Here is a 24205-nt window from a genome sequence, read left to right on the forward strand (position 1 = left end):
GGGGCTCCTTATGCGCGACGGCTGATGACCGGGCCCTTGGCCGAGCCGAATTCGGCAAGCACGGTTTCACCGGCAATCGCGGTCTGGCCGAGGCTGACGCGGGGCTCGACACCATCAGGCAGGAAAACGTCGAGGCGCGAGCCGAACCGGATGAGGCCGAAACGCTCACCGGCGTCGAGCGAGCCGTTTTCATACTTCCAGCAGATGATGCGGCGGGCAACCAGACCGGCGATCTGTACGACGCCGATTTCACCATGCTTCGTCTGGATGACGAGGCCGTTGCGTTCGTTCTCGTGGCTGGCCTTGTCGAGTTCGGCGTTGACGAACTTGCCGGCGCGGTAGGCGATGCGGCTGATGGTGCCGGTCATCGGCGCACGGTTCACGTGGCAGTTGAAGACGTTCATGAAGACCGAGATGCGCAGCATCGGTTCGGAACCAAGACCCAGCTCTTCCGGCGGCGTCACCATGGCAATCGACGAAACGCGGCCATCGGCCGGGCTGATCACCAGATCGTCGTCGATCGGCGTCATGCGCTCGGGGTCACGGAAGAAATAGGCGCACCAGGCGGTGAGCAGGAAGCCGATCCACATCAGCGGCTCCCACAGCAAGCCCAGCACCAGCGACGCGACGAAGAAGATCGCGATGAAGCGATAGCCTTCCTTGTGCACCGGGACCAGCGTGTTGCGCACCGTATTGACCAAGCTCATGAACTCTACTCCAAATTTGCTGTGGAACGTGACCTAGCGCGAAATGCCGCCCGCGGCAACGCTGCCCGCCCGACAGCGACAAAACGCGTCGCGATCAGCGACAAGACATGGCCGTCATAGGGCCGGCTCGCCACGCGTGACGATACCGAGGTCGTCGCTCTCGCGCACACGCTTCAATTGTTCTTCCGCCTGGGTCGCCTCGCGCTGGCGGCTCCACATGGAAGCATAAAGTCCGTCGCGATCGATCAGTTCCCCGTGCGTGCCGCGCTCGGCGATGACGCCATCCTTGAGCACGATGATCTCATCGGCATTGATGACCGTCGAAAGCCGGTGGGCGATAACCAGTGTCGTGCGGTTGCGGGAAACCACGTCGAGCGCCGACTGGATTTCCTGTTCCGTGCGCGTGTCGAGCGCGGAAGTTGCCTCATCGAGGATGAGGATCGGCGGTGCCTTCAGGATCGTACGGGCGATGGCGACACGCTGCTTCTCGCCGCCCGAAAGCTTGAGGCCGCGCTCGCCGACCATTGCCTGAAACCCTTCGGGAAGCGACTGGATGAAGGTCGCGATCTGTGCCGCCTCAGCCGCAGCGACAACCTCCTCCTCGGTTGCCGAAACGCGTCCGTAGCGGATGTTGTAGGCGATGGTATCGTTGAACAGCACGGTGTCCTGCGGCACCATGCCGATCACGGCGCGCAGGCTCTTCTGTGTCACACCGCGCACGTCCTGCCCGTCGATAGTGATCGTGCCCTGTTGCACGTCGTAGAAGCGATAAAGAAGCCGCGACAGCGTCGACTTGCCGGCCCCCGACGGGCCGACGACGGCAACGGTCTTGCCGGCAGGCACCTCGAAGCTGATGCCTTTCAGGATCGGTCGCGCTGCATCATAGGCAAAGTGCACGTCCTTGAAGGCGATGGCGCCGTTTGCAATGGCGAGCTGCCGCGCATCCGGGCGGTCGACCACTTCGGCTTCGACGTCGAGCAGATCGAACATGTGTTCGATGTCGGTCAGCCCCTGGCGGATTTCGCGATAGACGAAGCCGATGAAATTGAGCGGAATGGCCAGCTGGATCAGCATGGCGTTGATGAAGACGAAGTCCCCGAGCGTCTGCTCGCCGCGCTGCACCGCGAGCGCGGACATGACCATCATGACTGCCGTGCCAGCGCCAAAGATCATCGCCTGGCCGAAGTTGAGCCAGCCGAGCGAGGTCCAGACCTGGGTCGCCGCCTTCTCATAGCGCTCCATGGATCTGTCGAAGCGCTTGGCTTCCATTTCTTCGTTGCCGAAATACTTGACGGTCTCGAAGTTCAAGAGCGAGTCGATCGCCTTGGTGTTGGCGTCGGTGTCGCTGTCGTTCATGGAGCGGCGGATGGCGATGCGCCAGTCGCTCGCCTTGACCGTAAACCAGATATAGAGCCAGACGGTGATGGCCGTGACCAGCAGGTAGCTGAAACCGTAGCCCCACCAGAAGATCACGGCGGTCAGCAAAAATTCGATCAGCGTCGGTACACTGTTCAGAATGGTGAAGCGAACGATGGTCTCGATGCCCTTGGTGCCGCGCTCGATCACGCGCGACAGGCCGCCGGTGCGTCGCTCGAGATGAAAGCGCAGCGACAACTGGTGCATATGCACGAAGGTCTTGTAGGCGAGTTGCCGGACCGCATGCTGCCCGACGCTGGCAAACAGCGCGTCGCGCAACTGGTTGAGCCCCGCCTGCAGCAAACGCGCGAGGTTATAGGCAAGCACCAGCATGACTGCGCCGCCCAGGAACTGCGGCAGGAAGCCCAGTGCATCCGGCTTGTTGTTCAGCGCATCCGTCGCCCACTTGAAGAAATAAGGAACGAGGATGAGGACGACCTTGGCAATCACCAGGATGATCGTCGCCCAGACGACTCGAAGCTTCAGATCAGCCCGATCTGAAGGCCACATGTAGGGCCACAGGTTGACGATGGTTCGAAACGGGTTGCTCGTATCGGCGGAAATCGTCTTCGTCTGGTTCTGAGGTGCCACGTCTTGATCCGCCTTCACTCTTTCGCACGCCCGGGCGGACGGTCATGCCAATCCACCGGCGTCGCGCAGTTGCGGCTCCGCGCCTCGAACCTTTGGGCAAGGACATCGGGGCACATCATCGCCATCCAATGAAAAGCGGCGTCTCGTTGAAGACGCCGCCTTCTTTGACAAATAGGTCTCCGTCGACACTGCCGCAATGCGATGATGTCGATGAACAGCCTATTGCTCGTGTTTCATGTGCTTCTTGTGAATTTCGCGCGATTCTTCATCGGAAAGTGCCTGATCGGGAACGCCGAAGACCTGGCCAGGGCGGATGCGATCGGGGTTTTCGATCTGTGCCTGGTTGGCGAGGTAGATCGTGGTGTAGCGAACACCCGCGCCATAGACACGCCGTGAGATCTGCCAGAGCGTATCACCGCGACGGATGATCACGGAACTCTTGCTTTCCTTCAGCGGCGCCTGCTCCACCGTTGCCGGCTGAGCCTGGGTTTCAGTCGAGGCCATGGAAGGCTGCGCAGCGGCGACGTCATTGGTGATCGAGCTGCCGGCACCCTTGACCTTCGACGCGCCGGAAGCCTCGGCGATCTCGCCCGATGCGATGGTGTTGGCAACCGCCGGCGTGACACTGCCGCGTTCAGCAAGGATTGCACCGACCGAGGCTTCGACCTTGGTTAGGGCCGCAGCGACACTTGAGGCATCCTGCGGGGCCTCCTTCAGCACGGCCAGCGCATCGGCAGCAGCCTTTGCTGTCCGGGCGACCTCGCCTGCGAGCGCCTGATCGGAATTGTCGGCGAGCCTGAAATCGGCCAGCGACTTCAGTGCGAATTCGCTTGCTGAGCGTGCTGCCGCGAGTTGCTCGCCCGTCGGCACCTTGCCATTGGAGAAAAGCCCCTTCAGCAGCGCGAGCGCCTTGCCGGCTTCGGCACGCAGCCCGTCGAGGCCGGCTGTCGCGGCGGCCGAAACCGGGCCGGCAACAGCTGCGACCTGGCTACCGGCCGGGCGGTCGAACGGCACCGATGCGCGCATGACGACCTTGCTTGCGTCCTCGCTCAACATGTCTGCACGGATGATGTGGCTGCCGACCGCAAGGTCGATCTGACCGTCTACGACAAAGTGGCCCTTGTCATCCGCCTTCATTTCGCCGAGCAGCTTGTCGTCCGCGTAGATGCGAACGACGGCACCGGGCTTTGCGCTACCGGCGACGAACATCTTGGCGCCCTCGATCTCGACGGCGGTGACCTGCAGCCCTGCAGCGCCGTTTGGCTTTGCCGCCGTTGCGTCGCTCGTCGTCTGCGGCGTTGCAGACGCCACATCGGCGGATGTCGCCGCGGCCGGCTGCGAAGCAGGCGCGTCAGCCGTCTGCGCAACGCCCGCCAGCGCGTCAGGCGTGGTGAGCAGCCGGCTGGCAGTGCCGGGCTTAGAGACCATGGCAAGCAATTGGCCGGTCGGGTCCTTTGGAACGGAAACCGTTGCGACTTCTTGCGAATTCTTGGCAACGCCGTCTTCGCCGACCGCGCGCAGGGTCAGCTGGTAGTCCCCGGCCGGAAGCGGCTTGTCGAAGACGGCGGCGAAATCGCCGGTCACGCCGACATCAGCCGTTCCGACGATCGTCGCGCCGTTGAGGATTTCCAGCTTGGAACCGGGTGCGGCGTGGCCGGCAACAACGGTCGAACCATCGGGCTCGACGCGCAGCACGTCAAAACCGGGAATAGATGCATCCTCGACCGGTGATTTCGCGTCAGCGGCGCTTGCCGCCTGTTGCGGCTCCGCCATTTTGCTGGCGTCATCGGACTTCGCCGAGTCCGAAGTGGGCTGAGGCCCGCCGGTCGACGATGCCGCGTCACCGGTTTGGGCCGGAGCGTTTGCCGTGCCATCGGCCGAGGCTTCCTTGCCGTCACGCAAATTCGGTTGAACTACAAAAACCATCAACGCTGTTGCTGCCGCAAGGACAGTAAGGGCCACCCAGCCGGCCTTGTTCTTGATCATGCCACTCTCCACAGGAGCGGAGCGACGCTCCGCGCATGCCCTCTCATCGGCCTAAGGCGCGGGGCTTGCGCGGTCATTATAGCGCAACTGCGAGCTACCCGCCCAATTTCTTCAATCGATCCCTGAAATTGCTAGCGTTTCCTAGTGTAGCAGACAAGCAGCCGCCCCTGCTGCAGGCGCCGCGAACCAAGCTTTCCCCTCATTTTTCTTGACCCTTGCTGCGCTGCAATGCTTTTTGACCGGATGAGCACTGAAACCAGCACGATTCGATCCATCTGCGTCTACTGTGGTTCGCAGCCCGGGCGCGACCCGATTTACATGGAAGCCGGCCGCGCGCTCGGCCGCTCGATCGCCGACCATGGCCTGCGTCTGGTCTATGGCGGCGGCACGCGCGGCATCATGGGAGCGGTCGCCAGCGGCGTGCTTTCCAATGGCGGCGAGGTCACCGGCATCATCCCGGAATTCCTGATGGACAAGGAAGCGACGCGCCATTCGCTCGGCCAGCTCAACGAGCTGATCGTCACCGCCGACATGCATGAGCGCAAGCACACCATGTTCGAGCGGGCGGACGCCTTTGTCGCCCTGCCGGGCGGCATCGGCACGCTGGAAGAGATCGTCGAGATCATGACCTGGGCGCAGCTCGGTCGTCACCGCAAGCCGATGGTCTTCGGCAACATGAACGATTTCTGGAAGCCGATGCTGGACCTGCTGCAGCACATGCGCGCTGAAGGCTTCGTTCACACGGCCCACCTCGTCCAGCCGCTTGTCGTCGACAAGGCCGAGGACATCGTGCCGGCGATCCTTGCGGCCGCTAGCGGCGCAAACGGCCGCGAAGGCGAAGCCGAGATCATCTCCCGCCTTTAGGCCTGTGTTACACCCCCAAAATCAGAAAAGGCGCGCCTGACGGACGCGCCTTTTTCCATTCTTGCCTACTGCATGTTTTCTTAAATCACATTCGATTTAAGGATAAAAACATGCAGCAATTCAAAGTGCTACAGCGGCCTTTGCGCGTCTAACACGACGCGCGGCGCTGTAGTGTCTTATTCGGCCGGGCTGACCTGTTCGGCGCGACGGGCGCGGCTCTGTGCCAGCATGGCGCCGGAATAAATAACCAATGCGGCCCAGATCAGTGCGAAGGCGATCAGCTTTGCGGTGCCGAAAGGCTCGTGGAAGACGAAGACGGCAATCAGGAAGATCATCGTCGGCGCGATATACTGCATGATGCCGATGGTCGACAGCCGCAGCAGCTTGGCGCCATTGGCATAGATCATCAGCGGGATCGCGGTGACAATGCCGCAGGACATCAGCCACAGCACGTCAGTCATGCCCGTGTCGCCGAAGTGCCCTTGGCCGGTCGCCTCGAGCCAGATGATGTAGCCGATCGCTGGAACGCTGAGCAGCAGCACTTCGAGGAAGAAGCCCTGGTTCGGCCCGATCGGCAGCGTCTTGCGGAAAAAGGCGTAGAAGCCCCAGGAGAGGCAGAGCCCGATCGACACCCAGGGCAGACCGCCGGCATCGAAGGCGAGTACGCCAACGGCGGCAGCGGCCAGCGCGATCGCCACCATCTGCGCCGGGCTTGGCTTTTCCTTCAGCAACAGAGCGCCGAGGAAAATCGAGAAAAGCGGATTGATGTAATAGCCGAGCGCCGTCTCGATCGCGCGACCAGCACCGATCGCCCAGACATAGATACCCCAGTTGATGGTGATGAGCACGGCAGTGAGAGCCGCCATGCGCAACATGCGCGGTGAACGAAGGGCGACCTTGACGTCTTCCGTGCGCCCAAGCCACACCAGCACGAGGCCCGCGAGCGGAACCGACCAGACGATGCGGTGCGCAACCACTTCCGGCGCCGGGATATGGGCGATCGCCTTCATGAAGAAAGGCAGGAATCCCCAGAGCAGATAGGCCGTGAGCGCAAAGGCGAAGCCCTTGGCGGAATCGGTGTTTTCTGCGGGTACTTTCGCGTTCGGCTCGGCCATGACATTTTTCCTGATGTAGTCGCCGGAGGCTGTCTTGGCGATGACGCCCGCTCCGGTCGCAATCGAAGGTGCAGCCTTACCGGCCGACGAACCCTTCCATGGGGCGTCGTACTCCAATGACCATCAATGCACCAATTCATTTCCGTGAACGGATGGTGAATTTTGCTCATACTTTAGGCAAGAGCAACGACGCCCAGCGGGGTGCCTATGCTCTCCCTCACCTGAAGCAGGCGCTTACTCGGCGGCGATCAGTCCGACATGGTCGCGATTCTTCAACAGCTTGAAAATGATACTGTCCATCAACGCCTGGAACGAGGCATCTATGATGTTGTCGGAGACGCCGACCGTCCACCAGCGCGCGCCCGTGCCATCGGTCGATTCGATCAGAACGCGCGTGATCGCCTCGGTCCCGCCGTTGAGGATACGGACCTTGTAGTCCGCAAGCTCCAGGTCTTCGATCTCCGACTGGTATTTGCCGAGGTCCTTGCGCAGGGCCAGATCGAGCGCATTGACCGGCCCGTGGCCTTCGGCCACCGACATCATGGTTTCGCCATCGACGACGACCCTGACGACCGCTTCCGACACGGTTTTCAGATGACCGTTGGCGTCGAACCGACGTTCGACCATCACCCGGAAGCTTTCGACGTGGAAGAAATCCGGCACCGTCCCGAGGATGCGGCTGGCCAGCAGCGCGAAACTCGCATCGGCGCCCTCATAGGCATAACCGGTCGCCTCGCGCTCCTTGACGATCGCGATCAGCTTGTCGAGCTTGGGATCGTCTTTGCCAACCACGATCCCCCGCCGCTTCAGCGCGTTGATGAAGTTCGCCTTGCCGCCCTGGTCGGACACCATGACCTTGCGCAGATTGCCGACACTTTCAGGGGCGATGTGCTCGTAGGTGCGTGGATCCTTCAGAAGCGCCGAGGCGTGAATGCCGGCCTTGGTGGCAAAGGCCGAGGCACCGACATAGGGCGCCTGCATGTCCGGCGAGCGGTTCAATAGTTCGTCGAAAGCATGCGAGAGCTTCGTCAGTTCCTGCAGGCGGTCGGAATCGATCGCCGTTTCGAACCTGCTGGAATAGATCTCTTTCAGCGCGAGGGTGGGGATAAGCGTCACCAGATTGGCGTTGCCGCACCGCTCGCCGATGCCGTTCAGCGTTCCCTGTATCTGGCGGACGCCGGCCTCGACGGCTGCAAGCGAATTGGCTATCGCCTGCCCCGTGTCGTTATGGGCGTGGATGCCGAGACTGGCGCCGGGCACACCGGCGGCGATAACAGCCGAAACGATCTCGCGCACCTCGTGCGGCTGGGTGCCGCCATTGGTATCACAAAGCACGATCCAGCGTGCGCCCGCTTCGAAGGCAGTCTGCGCACAGGCAAGCGCATAGGCGCGGTTCGCCTTGTAGCCGTCGAAGAAATGCTCGCAGTCGACCATGGCCTCGCGGCCGGCGCCGACAACGGCTGCGACGGAAGCCCGGATGTTGTCGAGGTTTTCCTCGTTGGAACAGCCGAGCGCCACCGCCACGTGGTAATCCCAGCTCTTGGCCACGAGACAGATCGCGTCGGTGTTTGCTTCGAGCAGGGCGGCAAGGCCCGGGTCGTTCGAGGCGGAAACGCCAGCGCGCTTGGTCATGCCGAAGGCGACGAAGGAGGCCTTCTTCGTGCGCTTGCGCTTGAAGAACTCCGTATCGGTCGGGTTTGCCCCGGGATAGCCGCCTTCGACATAGTCCATGCCGAAATCGTCGAGCAGGGTGGTAATCGCGATCTTGTCCTCGACGGAAAAGTCGATGCCGGGCGTCTGCTGCCCGTCCCGTAGCGTCGTGTCGAAGAGGTAGATGCGTTCCCTGGTCATGGCTCGTTTCCAATAATGCTCAGTCGTTATTCGGTCTTGCCGGCGAATTTGTCAGTGGCGCGGATCAACCGGTCGAGGATACCGGGTTCGGAATAGGCGTGCCCTGCCCCCTCGATCAGGTGGAACTCAGCCTCGGGCCAGGCCTTGTGCAACTGCCAGGCATATTTTGCCGGGCATGGCATGTCGTAGCGGCCCTGGACGATCACGCCGGGGATGCCATGCAGACGATGGGCATCCCGCAGCAATTGGCCGTCGTCCATCCAGCCGGCATTGACGAAGAAGTGGTTCTCGATGCGCGCGAAGGCATCGGCAAACTCGTCCTCCTCAAAACGGCCGCTGGTCGACAGTTCCGGAAGCAGCGTGATCGTCTCACCTTCCCATATGCTCCAGCTCCGGGCAGCTGCCAAACGCGTCGCCCTGTCGTCGCTGGTCAGGCGCCGGTGATAGGCACGCATCATCTCGTGCCGCTCATTCTCCGGGATCGGCGCGATGAACCGCTCCCATTTGTCCGGAAACATCTCCGAGACGCCGAACTGATAGTACCAGTCGAGCTCGGCCTTGGTCAGGGTATAGATGCCGCGCAGCACCAGTTCCGTCACCCGACCCGGGTGCTTTTCCGCATAGGCGAGTGCCAGGGTCGATCCCCAGGAGCCGCCGAACACCAGCCATTTCTCGACCCCTGCCATCTCGCGCAGACGTTCGATATCGGCGACGAGGTGCCAGGTGGTGTTGGCTTCGATCTCCGCATGCGGCTTCGACATGCCGCAACCGCGCTGGTCGAACAGCGTCACGTCGTAAAGCTTGGGATCGAACAGCCGGCGATGGTTGGGCGAGATCGTGCCGCCCGGCCCGCCATGCAGGAACACCGCCGGTTTTGCGCCTGGCGTTCCTACCCGTTCCCAATAGACCGAATGACCGTCGCCGACGTCGACGTGACCCGACGCATGGGGTTCGATTTCCGGGTAGAGCGTACGCAATTGAGCAGTCATCTTCAGTCTCTCATCGGTGGCCAGTGCACCGTATCGTAATCGGGATGCTGGCGGTTCGTTTCGAGCACGAGCAGGTGCCGGGTGGCGGAAAGCTCGGTGCCGTCGTCGGTCTGCCTTTCGGGAAGCTTCGCAAGCCGCGAGAACCAAACCATGCGCGATTCTACCCCAGACTGATAAACCGGTGGCAGATCGTCTGGATCATCGAGCGAGCCGAGCACGATGTTGAGGAAATCCTCGTCCGGCATGTCATAGAAGAGCGGCGTTCCGCAATCGTGGCAGAAGGCGCGGCGCACCAGATGCGAGGAGCGAAACCATGAGGGTTGCCCGCGGGTGATGTCGAAATTGTCGCGCGCGATGTTGGCGAGCGGCATGAAATAATTGCCGGCGGCCTTCTGGCACATGCGACAGTGACAGATATGCGCATCCGCCAGCACGCCTTCGGCGCGGTAGCGGATCGCTCCGCACTGGCAGCCGCCGGTAAAGATGCGCGAAATCGTCATCGGAACACTCCCGGTTGGTGCCACTGCTCGGTGTCGTGATCGGGATGCTGGAAGGAAATGACACTCTCCTGCCTGCTATAGAAATCCGGATCCGTCAGCACCGGCTGGTCGAAGATGGTCTCGACCCAGGGGAGCCGCGAGGCATAATTAACCTGTATCTGCGGGGCCAGATCGCTGCGATCATCGAACGTGCCGATGGCGATTTCCATGCCGCCGGGATGGCGGTAGATCATCGGCGTGCCGCATTTCGGGCAGAAACCACGATCGATATTGACCGAGGATTGGAAGTAGCTCGGCTCGTCGCGCGTCCACTCGACGCCATCCGTCGGCGCTGTCACCAGCGCCGAGAAGAAGGCGCCGAACTGCTTCTGGCACATGCGGCAATGGCAGATCGACGGACGGCCGAGTTGTCCCCGAATGCGGAAACGGACCGCGCCGCACTGGCATCCGCCTGTTCGCACTGTATCGGTCATTTCTCGTCCTCCGGGGGCCAGGTTTCGGTGTCATGATCAGGATGCTGGTAGGAAACGAGATCGGCAAGGAATGCCACGGCGTCGGCATCGGCCAACGTCTCCTCCCCCGGCAATTCAGGCACTTGATCGACATAGGGCAGCTTAGCCTCGATGCCCCACTGGATTGTCGGCACGATCCCCTGAGGTTCGTCGAAGGCAGCAATCGCCAGCGCCATGCCATCGGGCGCCTCATAGGTTAGAGGCGTGCCGCAATCACCGCAAAATCCACGCCAGCCAAAATTGGACGACTGGAAGCGTTTGCGCTCGCCACGCGTCCAGTTGACGGTAGCGCCACGCACCGACACCAACGGCAGATAGAAGTTTCCGCTCGCCTTCTGGCACATGCGGCAATGGCAGACGGAAGCGTCGCCGAGAACGCCCTCGACGCGGAAACGCACGGCACCACATTGGCAGCCGCCGGTATGATACGGCCTGTTGTCGAGACTCATCGCAACGTCTCCTCAAGTCGACACATGACAGACCGCCTCGATGTTGTTGCCGTCGGGATCGAAGACGAAGGCGGCATAATAATCCGGGTGGTAGTGCGGGCGCAGTCCCGGCTTGCCATTGTCGCGGCCGCCGGCAGAAAGAGCTGCGTCGTAGAAGGCATCGACTTCGCTGCGGCTGCGTGCGGTAAAAGCATAGTGCCTGCCCGGACCTGCGGCCGCCTCATGCAACCAAAAGACCGGACGTTCGCGACCGTAACCGCCGACCTTGACGCCGCCGGTGTGCTCGGCCGGCACCATCATCAGGAGGGAGGCGCCAAGCGGCGCAAACGCCCCGTCGTAGAACGACTTCGCCTTGTCGAAATCCGCAACCGAGATACCAGTATGATCGATCATTGCACGAACTCCTCCTTCATGCGCCTCTCCTCATGCCGTCAAGCTGCGACCGCCGTCCCCTGCCCGGACACCGTCGGCATCCAAGGGCAATAGGGGATGGCAGGCCGTCTTCATCGCTTCACTTCCCAGGTCGTCAGGCGCTCGCCAGTCGCCGGGTCCTTGCCGTCTTTCAACTGGATGCCCTGGGCGAGCAGATCGTCACGGATTCTGTCGGCCGCAGCGAAATCCTTGGCCTTCAGCAATTCGAGACGTGCCCTGACGCGGCCATCGACTTCGTGCACGACGGCCTCGTCGAGTTCGACCGCCTGCGGCACGATGCCGAGCAGCGACGCGCTGGCGGCAAAGCTGCCCCTCAGGCTTGGATCGCTGGCGGTCTTCTGCGCCAGCGCATGCAGCGCCTGAACCGCCGCCACCGTGTTCAGGTCGTCGGACAGCGCCGTAACGATGGCCGGATCGACCTCGCCCTTGGCGTCGCCCGGCACCGGCCATTTCGACAGCAGATGCTCGGCCTCCTCCAGGCGCTTGATCGAGAAATCGATCGGCTCGCGGTAGTGGGTCATCAGCATGGCAAGGCGCAGCACGTCGCCCGGCCACTTCCGGCCGCCGAATTTTTCGGTGTGCAGCAATTCGTAGATGGTGACGAAGTTGCCTTCGGACTTCGACATCTTGCGGCCTTCGACCTGCAGGAAGCCGTTGTGCATCCAGACATTCGCCATCACATCCGTGCCGTGAGCGCAACGCGACTGGGCAATCTCGTTCTCGTGGTGCGGGAAGATGAGATCGAGCCCGCCGCCGTGGATATCGAAGACCTCGCCCAGATAACGCCCGCTCATGGCCGAGCACTCGATGTGCCAGCCCGGACGCCCCCTGCCCCATGGGCTTTCCCAGCCCGGTTCGTTGTCGGCCGAGAGTTTCCAGAGCACGAAATCGCCCGGGTGTTTCTTGTGCACCTCGACGGCGACGCGGGCACCGGCCTGCTGCTCGTCGAGATTGCGCTTGGAAAGCTGCCCGTAATCCGGCATCGATCTGGTATCGAACAGCACCTCGCCACCGGCCTTGTAGGCATGGCCCTTGGCAATCAGCTTGTCGATGATGTCGATCATCTGCGGAATATTGTCGGTGGCGCGCGGCTCGACATCAGGATCAAGGCAGCCGAGCGACTTGGCGTCTTCGAGGAACTGCGTCTCGGTCTTCTCGGTCACATGCCGGATCGCCTCGTTCAGCGGCAGGCCGGGATAGTCGCGCAGGGCCCGCGCGTTGATCTTGTCGTCGACGTCGGTGATGTTGCGAACATAGGTCACCCTCTGCGGCCCATAGACATGGCGCAGCAGCCGGAACAGGATATCGAAAACGATGACCGGACGCGCATTGCCGATATGGGCATAGTCGTAGACGGTCGGGCCGCAGACATACATGCGGACATTGTCAGGATCGATCGGCCGGAAATCGACCTTCTCCCGCGTCAGCGTGTTGTACAGCTTAAGTGTCGGCACTCCGCCCATTCCAAATCTCCAATACGCATGCGACCGTCAGAAATACGGCGCCCGGGAGGCCCGCACGTTTGTCATCTTGGATTTCGGGAGACGAAAACGGCCAGGCCAGCGAAGCGCTAGCGAATAATCTTCCGGCAGATAATGCAGGTAACCGTTTTCATGGCCACACTTATCGCGCGTCGCATGGCGCCGGTCAAGTGGTGAGCCGCATGCGAAGCACAGCCAACTATCCAAGCTGAGGCATGGTCATGGATTTGTCACGATTTGGCTTATCTGGGATCGCCACGCGGGAAAGAGATTCGCGGTGCAGCTTGGCCCTGCGCCACGGTTCCTGTCTCCGGAGAAAATGAGGAGGAGCGTCGTTGTCGCCTACAGCGCCGCGCGTCTTATCGGACGCGCCAAGGTCGCTGTAGCCCTTTGAATTGCTGCATGTTCTTATCCTTGAATCGGATACGATTTAAGGAAACATGCAGTAGGCAAGCGAGAACGAGGCGTTTCCGGTCCAGGAAAAGCATCAAGGAGTGCATGCACGTGAAGACCGCCAAGACCACCGACATCGCCAAGACACCCGCCGATCTGGTTCAACAGTACCGTCCGCTTGGTCTCAAGGCCGTGCTGGCCGCTGCCCTGCAGGTGAAGGCAAAGCCCACCGCCAAGCTGAAGAAGCAGACGGCCTAAGTACCCATGAGATTCAGAATAGGGACATCTGCCCGTCGTCGGGCTTGTCCCCGTTCTTGTCGTCCTTCACGGGCGCTTTCGGCACCAGTTGCGGGATGACCGCCTCCTGGATATCGGCCCCCGCATTCGCCACCTTGTTGACCTTGTCGGATACAGGGATCGCTTCGAAATAATCCTCCGACGCCGGCACCATCAGATCGAGGACGTCGCGCGGCTCCTGCGTCTTGCAATCCAGCCAGCGGGCGAAATCTTCCGGCTGGATCACCACCGGCATGCGGTCATGTATGGGGGCAATCGCGGGATTGGCGCTGGTGGTGAGCACTGCAGCAGTGTCGACTTCGGAGCCATCGGCGGAAGACCAGGTCTCCATCAGGCCGGCAAAGGCGACGATGCCCCCTTTTCGAGGACGGATCCAATAGGCCTGCGACGCCTCGCCGCTGCCCTTTGCGGGGCGATGCCATTCATAGAAGCCGGATGCCGGGACGAGAACGCGCCGATGGCGCATCGCGGCGCGAAACGATGCCTTTTCGATCGCCGTCTCGGCACGGGCATTGATCAGCAGCGGAAAGTCCCTGGGGTCCTTGACCCAGCCGGGCGTGAAGCCCCAGCGAACGAGAAGGGCCTTGCGCTCCGGCAGATTGCTGCCCGGCCCGGCGCGATCCGCGGCGACCACGACGATGATCGGCTGCGTCGGCGCAATATTGAAGCGCACCGGAAAGTCGTCGCTTTCCAGCAGGCCGAACAGCTCCATCAATTCTTCCGGGGTCGCCGTCAGCGCAAAACGTCCGCACATGACATGGATGTGGCACTTCACGTAGGATGGGTCAACGATACCGATCGAAATTGATTCCATCATGCCGAAACAGCCCGAACTCGCCTCCTCCGTCATTCTCGAACGCGATGGCCGCTACTTGCTTGTGCGGCGCGCCAATCCGCCGTCGGCCGACATGTACGCTTTTCCCGGCGGCCGGGCCGAGCCGGGAGAGACGCCGGAGCAGACGGCCCTGCGCGAATTGCAGGAAGAGACCGGCATTTGTGCCGACAACCCCGTGCTGTTTGAAACCTACGATCTGCCGGGCAAAGAATCCGAGGGTCGGCATTTCTTCCTCTCCGTCTTCAAGGCGCAGGCGGACGCGAAGGCTGTCGCTGTTGCCAGCGACGACGCAGCCGGCCTCGGATGGTTCACGCCGGACAAGATCTTTGCGCTTCCCATTCCCGACAGTGTTCGCGAATGCGTGGAAAAACTGGCCGCCCAGGCTGCAGCCAACGCAAAGACGGGCGGATGCCTTGAAACAGCCGTCGATTCGGACTTGAAGGGATGATGACATTCGGCCCGACCATCATCCGCCTGACTGTGACAACACTGCTGCTTGCCACGGCGACGGCCGCTGCGTCGCAGAAGACGGCTGCACCTCCGCAGGACAAGACGCAGACGCAAGCACCCGCACCTGCTGTCGTCGAGGAGAAGCCGACACCCTATGACCAACGGCTGATTCGCCTCGCCGAGGTGCTTGGATCGGTCCATTATCTGCGCAATCTCTGCGTAAAAGAGCCCGAGGATGTCTGGCGGCGCTCGATGCAGCAGCTGATCGACAAGGAAACGGCCAACGAGGAAAAAAGGCGCGAGCGGATGACCGCCGCCTTCAACCGGGGGTATCGCACCTTTGCCTCTGTCTACACGACCTGCACGCAGCCGGCGATCGTCGCGGAACAGCGATATCGTGCCGAAGGAGCAACACTTGCGTCAGAAATCGTCGCTCGCTTTGGAAATTAGCAATAAATTAACCTCTTTTCTCACGACCCCGTGTCGTTTCGGGAAAAGGCTGCTAAGTTCGTTAAGAGAGTGGTAAGAAGTGACAACCGGGTCACAGTCGTTCAGTTGGGGTTCAGCCGGACGACGTTAAAGTGAGCCACTTGCAGCAATGGAAGTCGCATGGAACGAATGATGGAACCAAGCCTGACCGACATCGATGACATGATCGTCCACGAGAAAATGCAGGCAGCGCTGGAACACCAGAACGAGGCCTGGGCGGACGGCATGGCTGATGGCATCGAGCCAGAAATCATCGCCGATGCGGCCATCGCTCTAGCCATGCGGGAAACCGTTCGGCTTCATGGTGAAGAAGGTGCGGAAGCGATGCTCAATTCGCTTCGCGAGCGCATGCTCGCCGGTGAATTTTCGCCCCAACGCTCGCTTCAGTAATATCAGGACTGCCCTTATGAGCCGGAACCATGCCAACCGGACCTCTCCGGTTCGCCTTGTTACGCTGCTTCTGGCCGGTGTCGCTCTCTGCGTTCCGGTTATGATGTCGCCCGCATTCGCGCTCAGCGAATTGCAGGAAGCGCCCAACGCAGTCGCAAGCGACCAGAATACTCCTCCTCCGCCAGCCGAACCTGTGGACGACGAACCGGATCAGGAAGAAAAGCTCCCGCTCGAAATCCCGATGCCGGACCCGCTGATCAAAAAGACGGTTACCATAACGAAGGAAGATCAGGCCGCCGAAGAGCCGAAGACGGTCGAACCCGTAGAAGTGCTCAGCGACGTCTCCAAGATACCGGCGCCTGTGGCGCGCATGCGCGAGTTGATCGTCGAGGCGGCTGCCTCCGGCGATATCGAGCGGCTGCGGCCCCTGCTCGGCAAAGGCCCGACCCAGACCCAGGTCACTGGCGTCAGCGCCGATGAAGATCCGATCGCGATCCTGAAAAGCCTGTCGGGCGACCAGGATGGCGTCGAGATCCTGGCAATCCTGCTCGACGTTCTTTCGACCAGCTTCGTCCAGGTCGACAAAGGTACGCCACAGGAAGCCTATGTCTGGCCCTATTTCGCCGAAAAGCCGCTGGCCTCGCTGACCGCCCCTGAGAAAGTCGACCTCTTCCGGCTGGTGACGGCAGGCGATTTCGCGGACATGGAAGAATTCGGCAGTTACAACTTCTATCGTGTCGGCATCATGCCCGACGGGAAGTGGAAATTTTTCATCGCCGGCGACTAGAGCACTTCATCTTTAAACAGAAGCATTCTGCCGGAAGGAATTTCGGCCAGGACCAAGGCGGCTGGCAAAGAGCGCAGCAGAAGCTGCGGTCGAGACGGCCGCCGCCGGTAATGGCCGAAATTCATCCGGCCCTTAGGGTTGGCTGAAAACGGCCGCCCACTGTGTCGGATGGCTTGCCCGATGGATCCGCATCGCTCAGCGCCATCCTTCGTGTGGAACGGCCGTTTTGAGCCAACAGAATTGCTTCCGTTTAAAGATGAAGTGCTCTAAGCGCCGGCGATACGCTTGCCGTTCATCCCTGAACATCCTACCTGTTCGGCAATGTGAACAGGAATCGAGCCATGCCCAGAGTTCGCCTCGACGACCGCGCGATCGTCTCCGTTTCCGGCAAGGATGCGGAAGATCTTCTCCAGGGGTTGATCACCACCGATCTCGATGCCCTCGCCCCTGACGAGGCGAGGCCAGGCGCGCTGCTGACGCCGCAGGGCAAGATCCTGTTCGATTTCATGATTTCCCGCGACGGCGACGGCTTCAGGCTGGAAACGACTGCGGATCAGGCCGAAGCGCTTCTGAAGCGGCTGACCATGTACAAGCTGCGCTCGGCGGTGACCCTGTCGCTCGACACCTCCACACCCACTGTCATTGCCTTCGACGAGCCGCTGGCCGAGGGATTTCGCGACCACCGCTTCGAGAAGGCCGGCGCCACCGTTTTCCGCTTCTATGGTGAGAGCGAAGCGGACTCAGCCTCTAATGCCGACCTCGACCAACTCCGGATCGTCTCCGGCATTGCCGTTTCCGGCCCCGATTATGCGCTGCAGGACGCCTTCCCGCATGATGTGCTAATGGACAAGAATGGTGCGCTCTCCTTCCGCAAGGGCTGCTATGTCGGTCAGGAAGTGGTTTCGCGCATGCAGCACCGCGGCACGCAGCGCCGTCGCGTCGTAATCGTCGCCGGTGCATCGGCGCTCCCGCCGACCGGCACAGCGATAACGGCAGACGGCAAGTCGATCGGCACGCTCGGCACAGTGCGTGGCACTTCGGCCCTCGCGATCGTGCGCATCGATAAGGCCGGCGAAGCGATGGCCAACGGCGTCGACCTGCTCGCGGGCGACGTGACTGTGACGTTGACCCTGCCGGAATGGACCGGGCTTGCCTTCCCAACCACCGCCGACGAGGCAAGCGCGTGACCTCGGCACGCGCCTGGCAGCGCATGCTCTCCGGCCGGCGGCTCGACCTGCTCGACCCGTCACCGCTCGATGTCGAGATCACCGACATCGCCCACGGTCTTGCCCGCGTTGCCCGGTGGAACGGCCAGACGGCCGGGGACCACGCCTTCTCCGTCGCCCAGCACAGCCTCATCGTCGAGGACATCTTTCGCCGGAGCTACAAGTGCAACGCCGACGACTGCCTGATGGCGCTGCTGCATGACGCCCCGGAGTATGTGATCGGCGATATGATCTCCCCCTTCAAGGCCGTGGTCGGCGGCGGCTACAAGCTGGTCGAAAAGAGGCTGGAAAGCGCCATTCACCTGCGCTTCGGTCTGCCTGCCCATTGCGCCAAGGATCTGAAGGACCGGATCAAGAAGGCAGATCATATTGCCGCCTATTTCGAGGCGACTGCGCTTGCCGGCTTTTCGACCGAGGAGGCGCGAAAGTTCTTCGGGCAGCCGCGCGGCATCACCCGCGACAGCCTGCTGATCGCCCCCCTGCCGGCCATAGAGGCCCAGCGTCTGTTTACCGAGCGTTTTGCCACGCTCGAGGCGGAACGCGCCGCTGCGAAGGTGGATGCCTGAGATGCCCCAGATCGTCGTATCGCCGCTTGCCCGCATCGCCGAGATGGCTGTGCGCCACGGCTGCACCGAGATGCTGAGCCTGGTCGCCAAGGGCCAGGACTTCCACCGTCCGGCCGTCATTGCCAAGGCGCGGCACCTGACGCTGGGAATGAACGATATCAGCTTCGCCGGTACCGGTGGGCTCATCGCTCCGCAGGAAGAGCACGTCCAGCAGATCGTCGTCTTCGCCAAGGGCTGGGACCGTTCGCGGCCGATGCTCGTTCATTGCTGGATGGGCGTTTCGAGGTCGCCGGCCGCTGCCCTTATCGCCGCCCTTGCGGTGGAGCCTGAGCAGGACGACCGAGAACTGGTCGAGCGGCTGCGGTTCGCCTCTCCCTATGCGACGCCGAATACGCGGCTTGTCGAAATCGGCGACACTGTCTTGTCGCGCGGCGGGCGGCTGGTCGCTGCCGTACGCTCGATCGGCCGCGGTGCGGACACGGACGGCAATGTTCCCTTCGTGCTGCCGCTTGTAGCCGAGGGAGCCAATGTTGGCGACTGAGATGCGGGCCGTCACCGTCGAAATCGGTCTCAACGCGGCCATCGTTGCCGTCGTCAGCCGCAGCCCGCGCATCCTGGCCGTCAACGAGGCGGATGGCGACGCGAGGGACAGCCTGCCCTTCGGCCCCTTCGACCCTGCTCTTCACCGCACCTTCGAGACCAGTCTGCGCGACCGCGTGGAAAAACGCACGGCGCTCAAGCTCGGCTATATCGAGCAGCTCTACACCTTCGGCGACCGCGGACGGCAGCGCCTGCCGGGCGAAGAAGGCAAGCACATGGTCTCGGTCGGCTATCTCGCCCTGACGCGAACCGATACCGAGAACACCGAGCGGTTGGCCGAGGCCGGCGCGCACTGGCGCGACTGGTACGGCTACCTGCCGTGGGAGGATTGGCGGCAGGGCCGCCCTGCCATCCTCGACCAGCTGATTTTGCCCGCGCTCTCGCGGTGGGAGCTTGCCACATCAGACGACGAGCGCATGGCGCCAAGCGCGCAGCGGCGCGCACGCATCCGGCTTGCCTTCGGCCTCGACGATTTCCCCTGGGACGAGGAACGGGTGCTGGAGCGTTACGAGTTGCTCTACGAGGCCGGTCTCGTGCGCGAAGCGGTGATTGACGGCCGCAGCCGGGAGCAGGACAACGCTGCCGCCGGGCAGGCCATGCGCCACGACCACCGCCGCATCGTCGCAACGGCGATCGCCCGCCTGCGCGGCAAGATCAAATATCGGCCGGTCATTTTCGAACTGATGCCGCCCGAATTCACCCTCACCGATCTGCAGGCAACGGTAGAGGCCATTTCCGGCCGCCACCTGCACAAGCAGAATTTTCGGCGTCTGGTCGAAGGTGCGGAGCTGGTCGAGCCGACCGGCATGACGCTGGCGTCGACCGGCGGCAGGCCTGCGGCGCTGTTCCGCTTCCGCCGGCAAATCCTCGACGAACGGCCCGCACCCGGCCTCAAGGTGGGCGGCCGCTCATCCTCCGCATGAAACGCGCAGGCAGAAACGACTGGGGATTTATGCTGGCGATGACATCGTTGCGGCGGGTTTAATGTGCGGACTGCATCTAACACTTCGGCCAATGCGCGCTACATTCGTTCAATTGGATATGGTGCCGGCTCTGTGGCCGGCTAGAGCGCTTCCGGTTGAAACGGAGTCAAAGAAGCACTCTACCTCTTTGTTTTAACGCATTTCCGAACGGAAAATCGCTCCGCACTTTTTCTGGAAATGCTTTAGGGAAGAACACATGCTGCTTGCGCTTGCGCTGCTCACCAGCCTCCTGACGGACCAGCCTCTCCTGCCGAACCCGCAGGGGAACAAGGCGATCCCCGACTATTTCAAGAACAACCAGATGGGCCGCGGCCAGGTGACGATCTGCAACCTCAACGGCCAGGACATGCGAGGGCAGTTCAAGATCTGTCGCTATGACTGCGGCACGGAGATCACCATCGACAAACGCGTCGTCTGCCCCTTCATCATGCAGCGCTAGCGTCGGCCTCAACTGCGCCGACGGCCACTAAACAACTCCTTAAACCGGAATCGATTCAGGGCCCTATGCGGCGCGCTTCAAGCATTATCGCGGCGCTTACGCGTCGGAGCGCCTCAGTGCTTGATCGCTACGTCCAGACCGATGTCGAGCGTCGGAGCGGCCATGGTGATCTTGGAGGTCGAGATATAGTCGACGCCGGTCTCGGCGATGGCACGTACCGTGTCGATCCTGACGTTGCCGGAAGCTTCCAGGCGCGTGCGCCGCGGGTCTGCGGCATAGGCCTCGTCGCCAAGCTGCCAATGGGCGGCGTTGATGGCGACGGCTTCGCGCAGGCGCACCGGTCCCATATTGTCGAGCAGGATGACGTCCGGTGCCGCAGTCAGCGCCTCGCGCATCTGGTCGAGGCCATCGACCTCGATCTCGATCTTGACCAGATGACCGCAATAGGCGCGCGCCGCATGGACGGCGCCGGCAACGCCGCCGGAGACGGCGATGTGATTGTCCTTGATCAGCACGGCGTCGTCGAGGCCATAGCGATGATTGGAGCCACCGCCGAGACGCACGGCGTATTTCTCCAGCGCGCGCAGGCCAGGGATCGTCTTGCGGGTGCAGCAGACCTTTGCGCGCGTGTGGGCAATCTCGTCGGCAAATTTCGCGGTGTAGGTGGCAATGCCCGAGAGATGCATGAGGAAGTTCAGGCCAACGCGCTCGGCCGACAGAAGCCCGCGGGCGCGACCAGAGATGCGGGCAATCGCCGTTCCCGGTGTCACACGATCTCCGTCCGAAACCAGAGCCTCGAAGACGATGGACGGATCGACGAAGCGGAACGCTGTCCGCGCCAGCTCAAGCCCGGCAATCACCCCGGGATCGCGGGCGTTCATGCCAGCCGTTGCCGACAGTTCCGGCCCGATCGTCGACAGGGTGGTGATGTCGCCGGCGCGACCGAGATCTTCGAGCAAGGCGGCACGCACCTGATCCTCGACCATGAGGGCGGGCAGTTCGGGGCGAAGGGCTGCAGTCATCTGGTCGTTGGTCCTGTCTCTATTCTCAAGTGACTATTGCGCGCCATGCTCAGGCCGTTTCGGCTTCCGCGACGTCGGCCGCCAGACGGTTCGCTTCCGCAAGCGTCAGGTAGGTTCTGCGCCGCCATTCCGGCTGTTCCGTCGGGCAATCGGCGCGGTAGTGGCCACCACGGCTCTCGGTGCGGCGAAGGGCGCCGACGGCGATCAGCTTGGCGGTGGTGATGATGTTGGTGAAGCGCATGCGGGTGTTGTCGCGCTCGAGCGCCGAAATTTCGCGGATCGCCCGCAACAGGCTTTCGCGCGTGCGCACCACGCCGACGCAGTCGCTCATCAGGCTGCGCAGGATCGTGAGCTGCGGGCTGTCTTCGACCGTGACCGGGTCGTCGTTTTCGCCGGCATTGTCGCCCCATTGGGTAAGCTGCGGCGTCGGCAGGGTGCCCTTGATGTTTTCGGCGATGCGGGCGGCAAAAACCACCGCTTCCAGCAGCGAATTGGAGGCCAGCCGATTGGCGCCGTGCACGCCGGTCGACGTCACTTCGCCGGCTGCCCAAAGACCGTCGATCGAGGTGCGGCCCTCAGCATCCGTCAGCACGCCGCCCATGTGGTAGTGCACCGCCGGTACGACCGGGATCGGCTGCGTCACCGGATCGATGCCGGCACCGATGCACGAGGCATAGACTGTCGGGAACATGTCCGGGAAATGCTTGCCGACCGCCTTGGTGCAATCGAGAAAGGCGCCGCGACCGGCCTGGACCTCGGCGAACACGCCGCGCGAGACGATGTCGCGTGGGGCAAGCTCGCCGTCCGGGTGAATGTCAAGCATGAAGCGATGCCCGGCCGAGTTGATAAGCTGGGCGCCGTCGCCACGCAACGCCTCGGTCGCAAGCGGCGCCGGGTCTTTGCCAATGTTGATCGCCGTCGGGTGAAACTGGACGAATTCCGGATCGGCGATGATCGCCCCTGCCCGCGCCGCCATGCCGAGACCCTGGCCGCAAGCTTCCCAAGGGTTGGTTGTCACCGCATAGAGGTGGCCGATGCCACCGGAACACAGAACCACGGCCCGCGCCGGAAACGAAACGCGCTTCTTCGCCTGGCCGGCATCCGGCCGGGCGATGACGCCGGAGATGAAGCGGCCTTCGCGCACCAGCTCTTCGACCACATAGCCTTCGATGATGCGGATCGACGGGGTGTTGCGCACAGCCGTGATCAGCGCTTCCATGATCGCCTTGCCGGCCATGTCGCCCTTGACGCGCACGATGCGGCGTTCGGAGTGGGCAGCTTCGCGCGACAGGATCAACTTGCCTTCGAGATCGCGGTCGAAGGGTACGCCATATTCCAGCAGATCGTGAATGCGCGCGGGACCTTCGGCCACCATCATGCGCGTCATCTTCTCGTCGACGATGCCGGCCCCCGCCGTCAACGTGTCGGCGACGTGTTTCTCGAAAGTGTCGCCCGGGCTCATCGCCGCAGCGATCCCCCCTTGCGCCCAGGCCGACGAGGCGCCGTGGCCGATCGGTGCGGCGGCGAGAATGGTTACCGGCCGGGGGCTGAGCTTCAGCGCGCAGAAGAGGCCGGCAAGGCCGCCGCCGACGATGACGATATCGTCAATCCCGTTGAAGGATTGCGGACGGAAATGATCTCTCAGCATGGTGCGGCTCTCCTCCAGCGCATGCTTGTATGCCGGGCCTTTCGCCCGGCAGGTGTTATTGCTTGAGGTTGACCATGCGTTCGACTGCAAGGCGCGCCCGATCGGCGATCGCCGGATCGACCAGAACCTCTTCCGTCATGGTGAGCAGGCTGTCGAGAATCTTCGGCAGCGTGATGCGCTTCATGTGCGGACAGAGATTGCAGGGCTTGATGAACTCGACGCCTTCGATCTCGGCCTGGATGTTCGATGCCATCGAGCATTCGGTGACGAGCAGGACCTTCGACGGCCGGTGGTCTTTGACGTAGTTGATCATGCCCGATGTCGAGCCGGCGAAATCGCAAACGGCAATCACATCCGGATGGCATTCGGGATGGCCGATGATCTCGATGCCCGGATTGGCTTCCTTGTAGGCCAGCAGTTCGGCGGCGGTAAAGCGCTCATGCACCTCGCAGTGGCCCTTCCAGGTCAGGATCTTCTTGTTGGTCTGGCGTGCGACGTTCATGGCCAGATATTCGTCCGGGATGCACAGCACCGTGTCCGATGCGAAGCTCTCAACGACCGCAAGCACGTTCGACGAGGTGCAGCAGATATCCGTCTCGGCCTTCACGTCGGCGGAGGTGTTGACGTAGGTGACGACGGGAACGCCGGGGTAACGCTGCTTCAGCAACCGTACATCCGCGCCGGTAATCGATTCCGACAGCGAGCAGCCGGCCTTTCCATCAGGGATCAGCACGGTCTTTTCCGGGCTCAACAGTTTGGAGGTCTCCGCCATGAAGTGAACGCCGCATTGGATGATGATCTCGGCATCGACCTTGCTGGCGTCGCGCGCCAACTGCAGCGAGTCCCCGACGATATCGGCGACGCAATGGAAGATATCGGGCGTCTGGTAGTTATGCGCGAGGATGACGGCGTTGCGCTCTTTCTTCAGCCGGTTGATGGCGTGAACGTAAGGCGCATAGACCGGCCACTCGATCGCCGGAATGAAATCCTTCACCTTCTCGTAAAGATGCTCCGTCTCGCGCGCGACTGCGGGTGTGAAAGCAAGCTCGGGTCTTTCGATGACGCCGAAGCGCTGGGCGGCGCTTACAAGAACCGGGTTCGCCACGGCCTGCGTGCGGGTGTCAAGGCGCGTCATCGAGATCTCCTCTCCGCCCCTCTCCTGGGCGGCTCTTCAATTATGCTCAAAA

Annotated in this window: 26 protein-coding genes; 11 read left to right on the forward strand and 15 right to left on the reverse strand. The window is 62.3% G+C overall.

The genetic code is table 11. The annotated features are described in order from the left end of the window. Nucleotides 1–8: 8 nt before the first annotated feature. The 3 genes from ASD52_RS33320 to ASD52_RS33330 all read right to left on the reverse strand — a co-directional run bounded on the left by ASD52_RS33320 (nucleotide 9) and on the right by ASD52_RS33330 (nucleotide 4700). Nucleotides 9–707, reverse strand: a complete 699-nt coding sequence (locus ASD52_RS33320) for a phosphatidylserine decarboxylase (RefSeq protein WP_025426432.1) — start codon at nucleotides 705–707, stop codon at nucleotides 9–11. Between the two features lie 114 nt (nucleotides 708–821). Continuing rightward, nucleotides 822–2714 (reverse strand): ABC transporter ATP-binding protein/permease, encoded by a 1893-nt coding sequence (locus ASD52_RS33325; RefSeq protein WP_025426431.1) that lies wholly within the window; start codon nucleotides 2712–2714, stop codon nucleotides 822–824. Nucleotides 2715–2933: 219 nt separating this feature from the next. Beyond that, nucleotides 2934–4700, reverse strand: coding sequence for a LysM peptidoglycan-binding domain-containing protein (locus tag ASD52_RS33330; RefSeq protein ID WP_025426430.1), 1767 nt, complete (start codon nucleotides 4698–4700; stop codon nucleotides 2934–2936). Between the two features lie 243 nt (nucleotides 4701–4943). Between ASD52_RS33330 and ASD52_RS33335 the strand changes: the two genes are divergently transcribed. After that, nucleotides 4944–5564 (forward strand): TIGR00730 family Rossman fold protein, encoded by a 621-nt coding sequence (locus ASD52_RS33335; protein ID WP_025426429.1) that lies wholly within the window; start codon nucleotides 4944–4946, stop codon nucleotides 5562–5564. A 176-nt stretch (nucleotides 5565–5740) separates the two neighbouring features. Here the strand turns inward: ASD52_RS33335 and rarD are convergent, their stop codons facing one another. From rarD to cysS, 8 genes are all read right to left on the reverse strand, one after another. Continuing rightward, nucleotides 5741–6679 carry an EamA family transporter RarD gene (gene rarD / locus ASD52_RS33340; protein ID WP_025426428.1) on the reverse strand — a complete coding sequence of 313 codons (939 nt, stop codon included), beginning with the start codon at nucleotides 6677–6679 and terminating at the stop codon, nucleotides 5741–5743. Nucleotides 6680–6913: 234 nt separating this feature from the next. Then, nucleotides 6914–8530 carry a citramalate synthase gene (gene cimA, locus ASD52_RS33345; RefSeq protein WP_025426427.1) on the reverse strand — a complete coding sequence of 539 codons (1617 nt, stop codon included), beginning with the start codon at nucleotides 8528–8530 and terminating at the stop codon, nucleotides 6914–6916. Between the two features lie 26 nt (nucleotides 8531–8556). Further along, the gene (gene pip, locus ASD52_RS33350) at nucleotides 8557–9519 is read right to left on the reverse strand and encodes a prolyl aminopeptidase (RefSeq protein WP_025426426.1); all 963 of its coding nucleotides are present in this window, start codon (nucleotides 9517–9519) and stop codon (nucleotides 8557–8559) included. Nucleotides 9520–9521: 2 nt separating this feature from the next. Further along, nucleotides 9522–10019 carry a GFA family protein gene (locus ASD52_RS33355; RefSeq protein WP_025426425.1) on the reverse strand — a complete coding sequence of 166 codons (498 nt, stop codon included), beginning with the start codon at nucleotides 10017–10019 and terminating at the stop codon, nucleotides 9522–9524. Beyond that, on the reverse strand, nucleotides 10016–10492 hold the full coding sequence (locus tag ASD52_RS33360) for a GFA family protein (RefSeq protein WP_057226533.1): 477 nt from the start codon (nucleotides 10490–10492) through the stop codon (nucleotides 10016–10018). Before ASD52_RS33360 ends, ASD52_RS33355 begins: the two co-directional genes overlap by 4 nt. Beyond that, nucleotides 10489–10980, reverse strand: a complete 492-nt coding sequence (locus tag ASD52_RS33365; RefSeq protein ID WP_025426423.1) for a GFA family protein — start codon at nucleotides 10978–10980, stop codon at nucleotides 10489–10491. The genes ASD52_RS33360 and ASD52_RS33365 overlap by 4 nt, the downstream gene beginning before the upstream one ends. Nucleotides 10981–10992: 12 nt before the next feature. Beyond that, nucleotides 10993–11373 carry a VOC family protein gene (locus ASD52_RS33370; protein WP_025426422.1) on the reverse strand — a complete coding sequence of 127 codons (381 nt, stop codon included), beginning with the start codon at nucleotides 11371–11373 and terminating at the stop codon, nucleotides 10993–10995. Nucleotides 11374–11483: 110 nt separating this feature from the next. After that, nucleotides 11484–12875, reverse strand: coding sequence for a cysteine--tRNA ligase (cysS, locus tag ASD52_RS33375; protein ID WP_025426421.1), 1392 nt, complete (start codon nucleotides 12873–12875; stop codon nucleotides 11484–11486). A gap of 522 nt (nucleotides 12876–13397) precedes the next feature. On the opposite strand from cysS, the gene ASD52_RS39195 reads away from it, so the two are divergent. After that, complete coding sequence (locus ASD52_RS39195) at nucleotides 13398–13544, forward strand: hypothetical protein (protein ID WP_162174732.1); 147 nt, start codon at nucleotides 13398–13400, stop codon at nucleotides 13542–13544. 13 nt (nucleotides 13545–13557) lie between these two features. Here ASD52_RS39195 and ASD52_RS33380 read toward each other — a convergent pair whose 3' ends face one another. Then, nucleotides 13558–14337: an SOS response-associated peptidase gene (locus ASD52_RS33380; RefSeq protein WP_038576820.1), complete on the reverse strand. Its 780-nt coding sequence runs from the start codon at nucleotides 14335–14337 to the stop codon at nucleotides 13558–13560. Nucleotides 14338–14395: 58 nt separating this feature from the next. Between ASD52_RS33380 and ASD52_RS33385 the strand changes: the two genes are divergently transcribed. The 9 genes from ASD52_RS33385 (at nucleotide 14396) to ASD52_RS33425 (ending at nucleotide 20348) form a co-directional block, all read left to right on the forward strand. Next, nucleotides 14396–14866 (forward strand): NUDIX domain-containing protein, encoded by a 471-nt coding sequence (locus ASD52_RS33385; RefSeq protein ID WP_025426419.1) that lies wholly within the window; start codon nucleotides 14396–14398, stop codon nucleotides 14864–14866. Then, nucleotides 14866–15318, forward strand: coding sequence for a TIGR02301 family protein (locus ASD52_RS33390; RefSeq protein ID WP_025426418.1), 453 nt, complete (start codon nucleotides 14866–14868; stop codon nucleotides 15316–15318). The genes ASD52_RS33385 and ASD52_RS33390 overlap by 1 nt, the downstream gene beginning before the upstream one ends. Before the next feature lie 159 nt (nucleotides 15319–15477). Next, nucleotides 15478–15747, forward strand: a complete 270-nt coding sequence (locus ASD52_RS33395) for a hypothetical protein (RefSeq protein WP_025426417.1) — start codon at nucleotides 15478–15480, stop codon at nucleotides 15745–15747. Nucleotides 15748–15763: 16 nt separating this feature from the next. Continuing rightward, the gene (locus ASD52_RS33400; RefSeq protein WP_025426416.1) at nucleotides 15764–16534 is read left to right on the forward strand and encodes a hypothetical protein; all 771 of its coding nucleotides are present in this window, start codon (nucleotides 15764–15766) and stop codon (nucleotides 16532–16534) included. Nucleotides 16535–16875: 341 nt separating this feature from the next. Next, a complete protein-coding gene (locus ASD52_RS33405) occupies nucleotides 16876–17721 on the forward strand; it encodes a folate-binding protein YgfZ (protein WP_025426415.1) in 846 nt (281 codons plus the stop codon). Then, complete coding sequence (locus ASD52_RS33410; protein WP_025426414.1) at nucleotides 17718–18326, forward strand: HD family hydrolase; 609 nt, start codon at nucleotides 17718–17720, stop codon at nucleotides 18324–18326. Before ASD52_RS33405 ends, ASD52_RS33410 begins: the two co-directional genes overlap by 4 nt. A gap of 1 nt (nucleotide 18327) precedes the next feature. Beyond that, nucleotides 18328–18867: a tyrosine phosphatase family protein gene (locus ASD52_RS33415; protein WP_057226535.1), complete on the forward strand. Its 540-nt coding sequence runs from the start codon at nucleotides 18328–18330 to the stop codon at nucleotides 18865–18867. Between the two features lies 1 nt (nucleotide 18868). After that, complete coding sequence (locus ASD52_RS33420) at nucleotides 18869–19849, forward strand: NAD regulator (protein WP_107028447.1); 981 nt, start codon at nucleotides 18869–18871, stop codon at nucleotides 19847–19849. Between the two features lie 256 nt (nucleotides 19850–20105). Continuing rightward, complete coding sequence (locus ASD52_RS33425; RefSeq protein ID WP_025426411.1) at nucleotides 20106–20348, forward strand: hypothetical protein; 243 nt, start codon at nucleotides 20106–20108, stop codon at nucleotides 20346–20348. A gap of 113 nt (nucleotides 20349–20461) precedes the next feature. On the opposite strand, the gene nadC is transcribed toward ASD52_RS33425, so the two are convergent. The 3 genes from nadC to nadA are packed head-to-tail and all read right to left on the reverse strand — an operon-like array spanning nucleotide 20462 to nucleotide 24153. After that, entirely contained in the window at nucleotides 20462–21370 is a 909-nt protein-coding gene (nadC, locus tag ASD52_RS33430) for a carboxylating nicotinate-nucleotide diphosphorylase (protein WP_025426410.1), read from the reverse strand. 49 nt (nucleotides 21371–21419) lie between these two features. Continuing rightward, a complete protein-coding gene (locus ASD52_RS33435) occupies nucleotides 21420–23018 on the reverse strand; it encodes an L-aspartate oxidase (RefSeq protein ID WP_025426409.1) in 1599 nt (532 codons plus the stop codon). 55 nt (nucleotides 23019–23073) lie between these two features. After that, on the reverse strand, nucleotides 23074–24153 hold the full coding sequence (gene nadA, locus ASD52_RS33440; protein ID WP_025426408.1) for a quinolinate synthase NadA: 1080 nt from the start codon (nucleotides 24151–24153) through the stop codon (nucleotides 23074–23076). Nucleotides 24154–24205: the final 52 nt, after the last annotated feature.

It is taken from the genome of Ensifer sp. Root142 (assembly GCF_001426785.1).
In the GTDB taxonomy this organism is placed as follows: Bacteria; Pseudomonadota; Alphaproteobacteria; order Rhizobiales; family Rhizobiaceae; genus Ensifer; species Ensifer canadensis.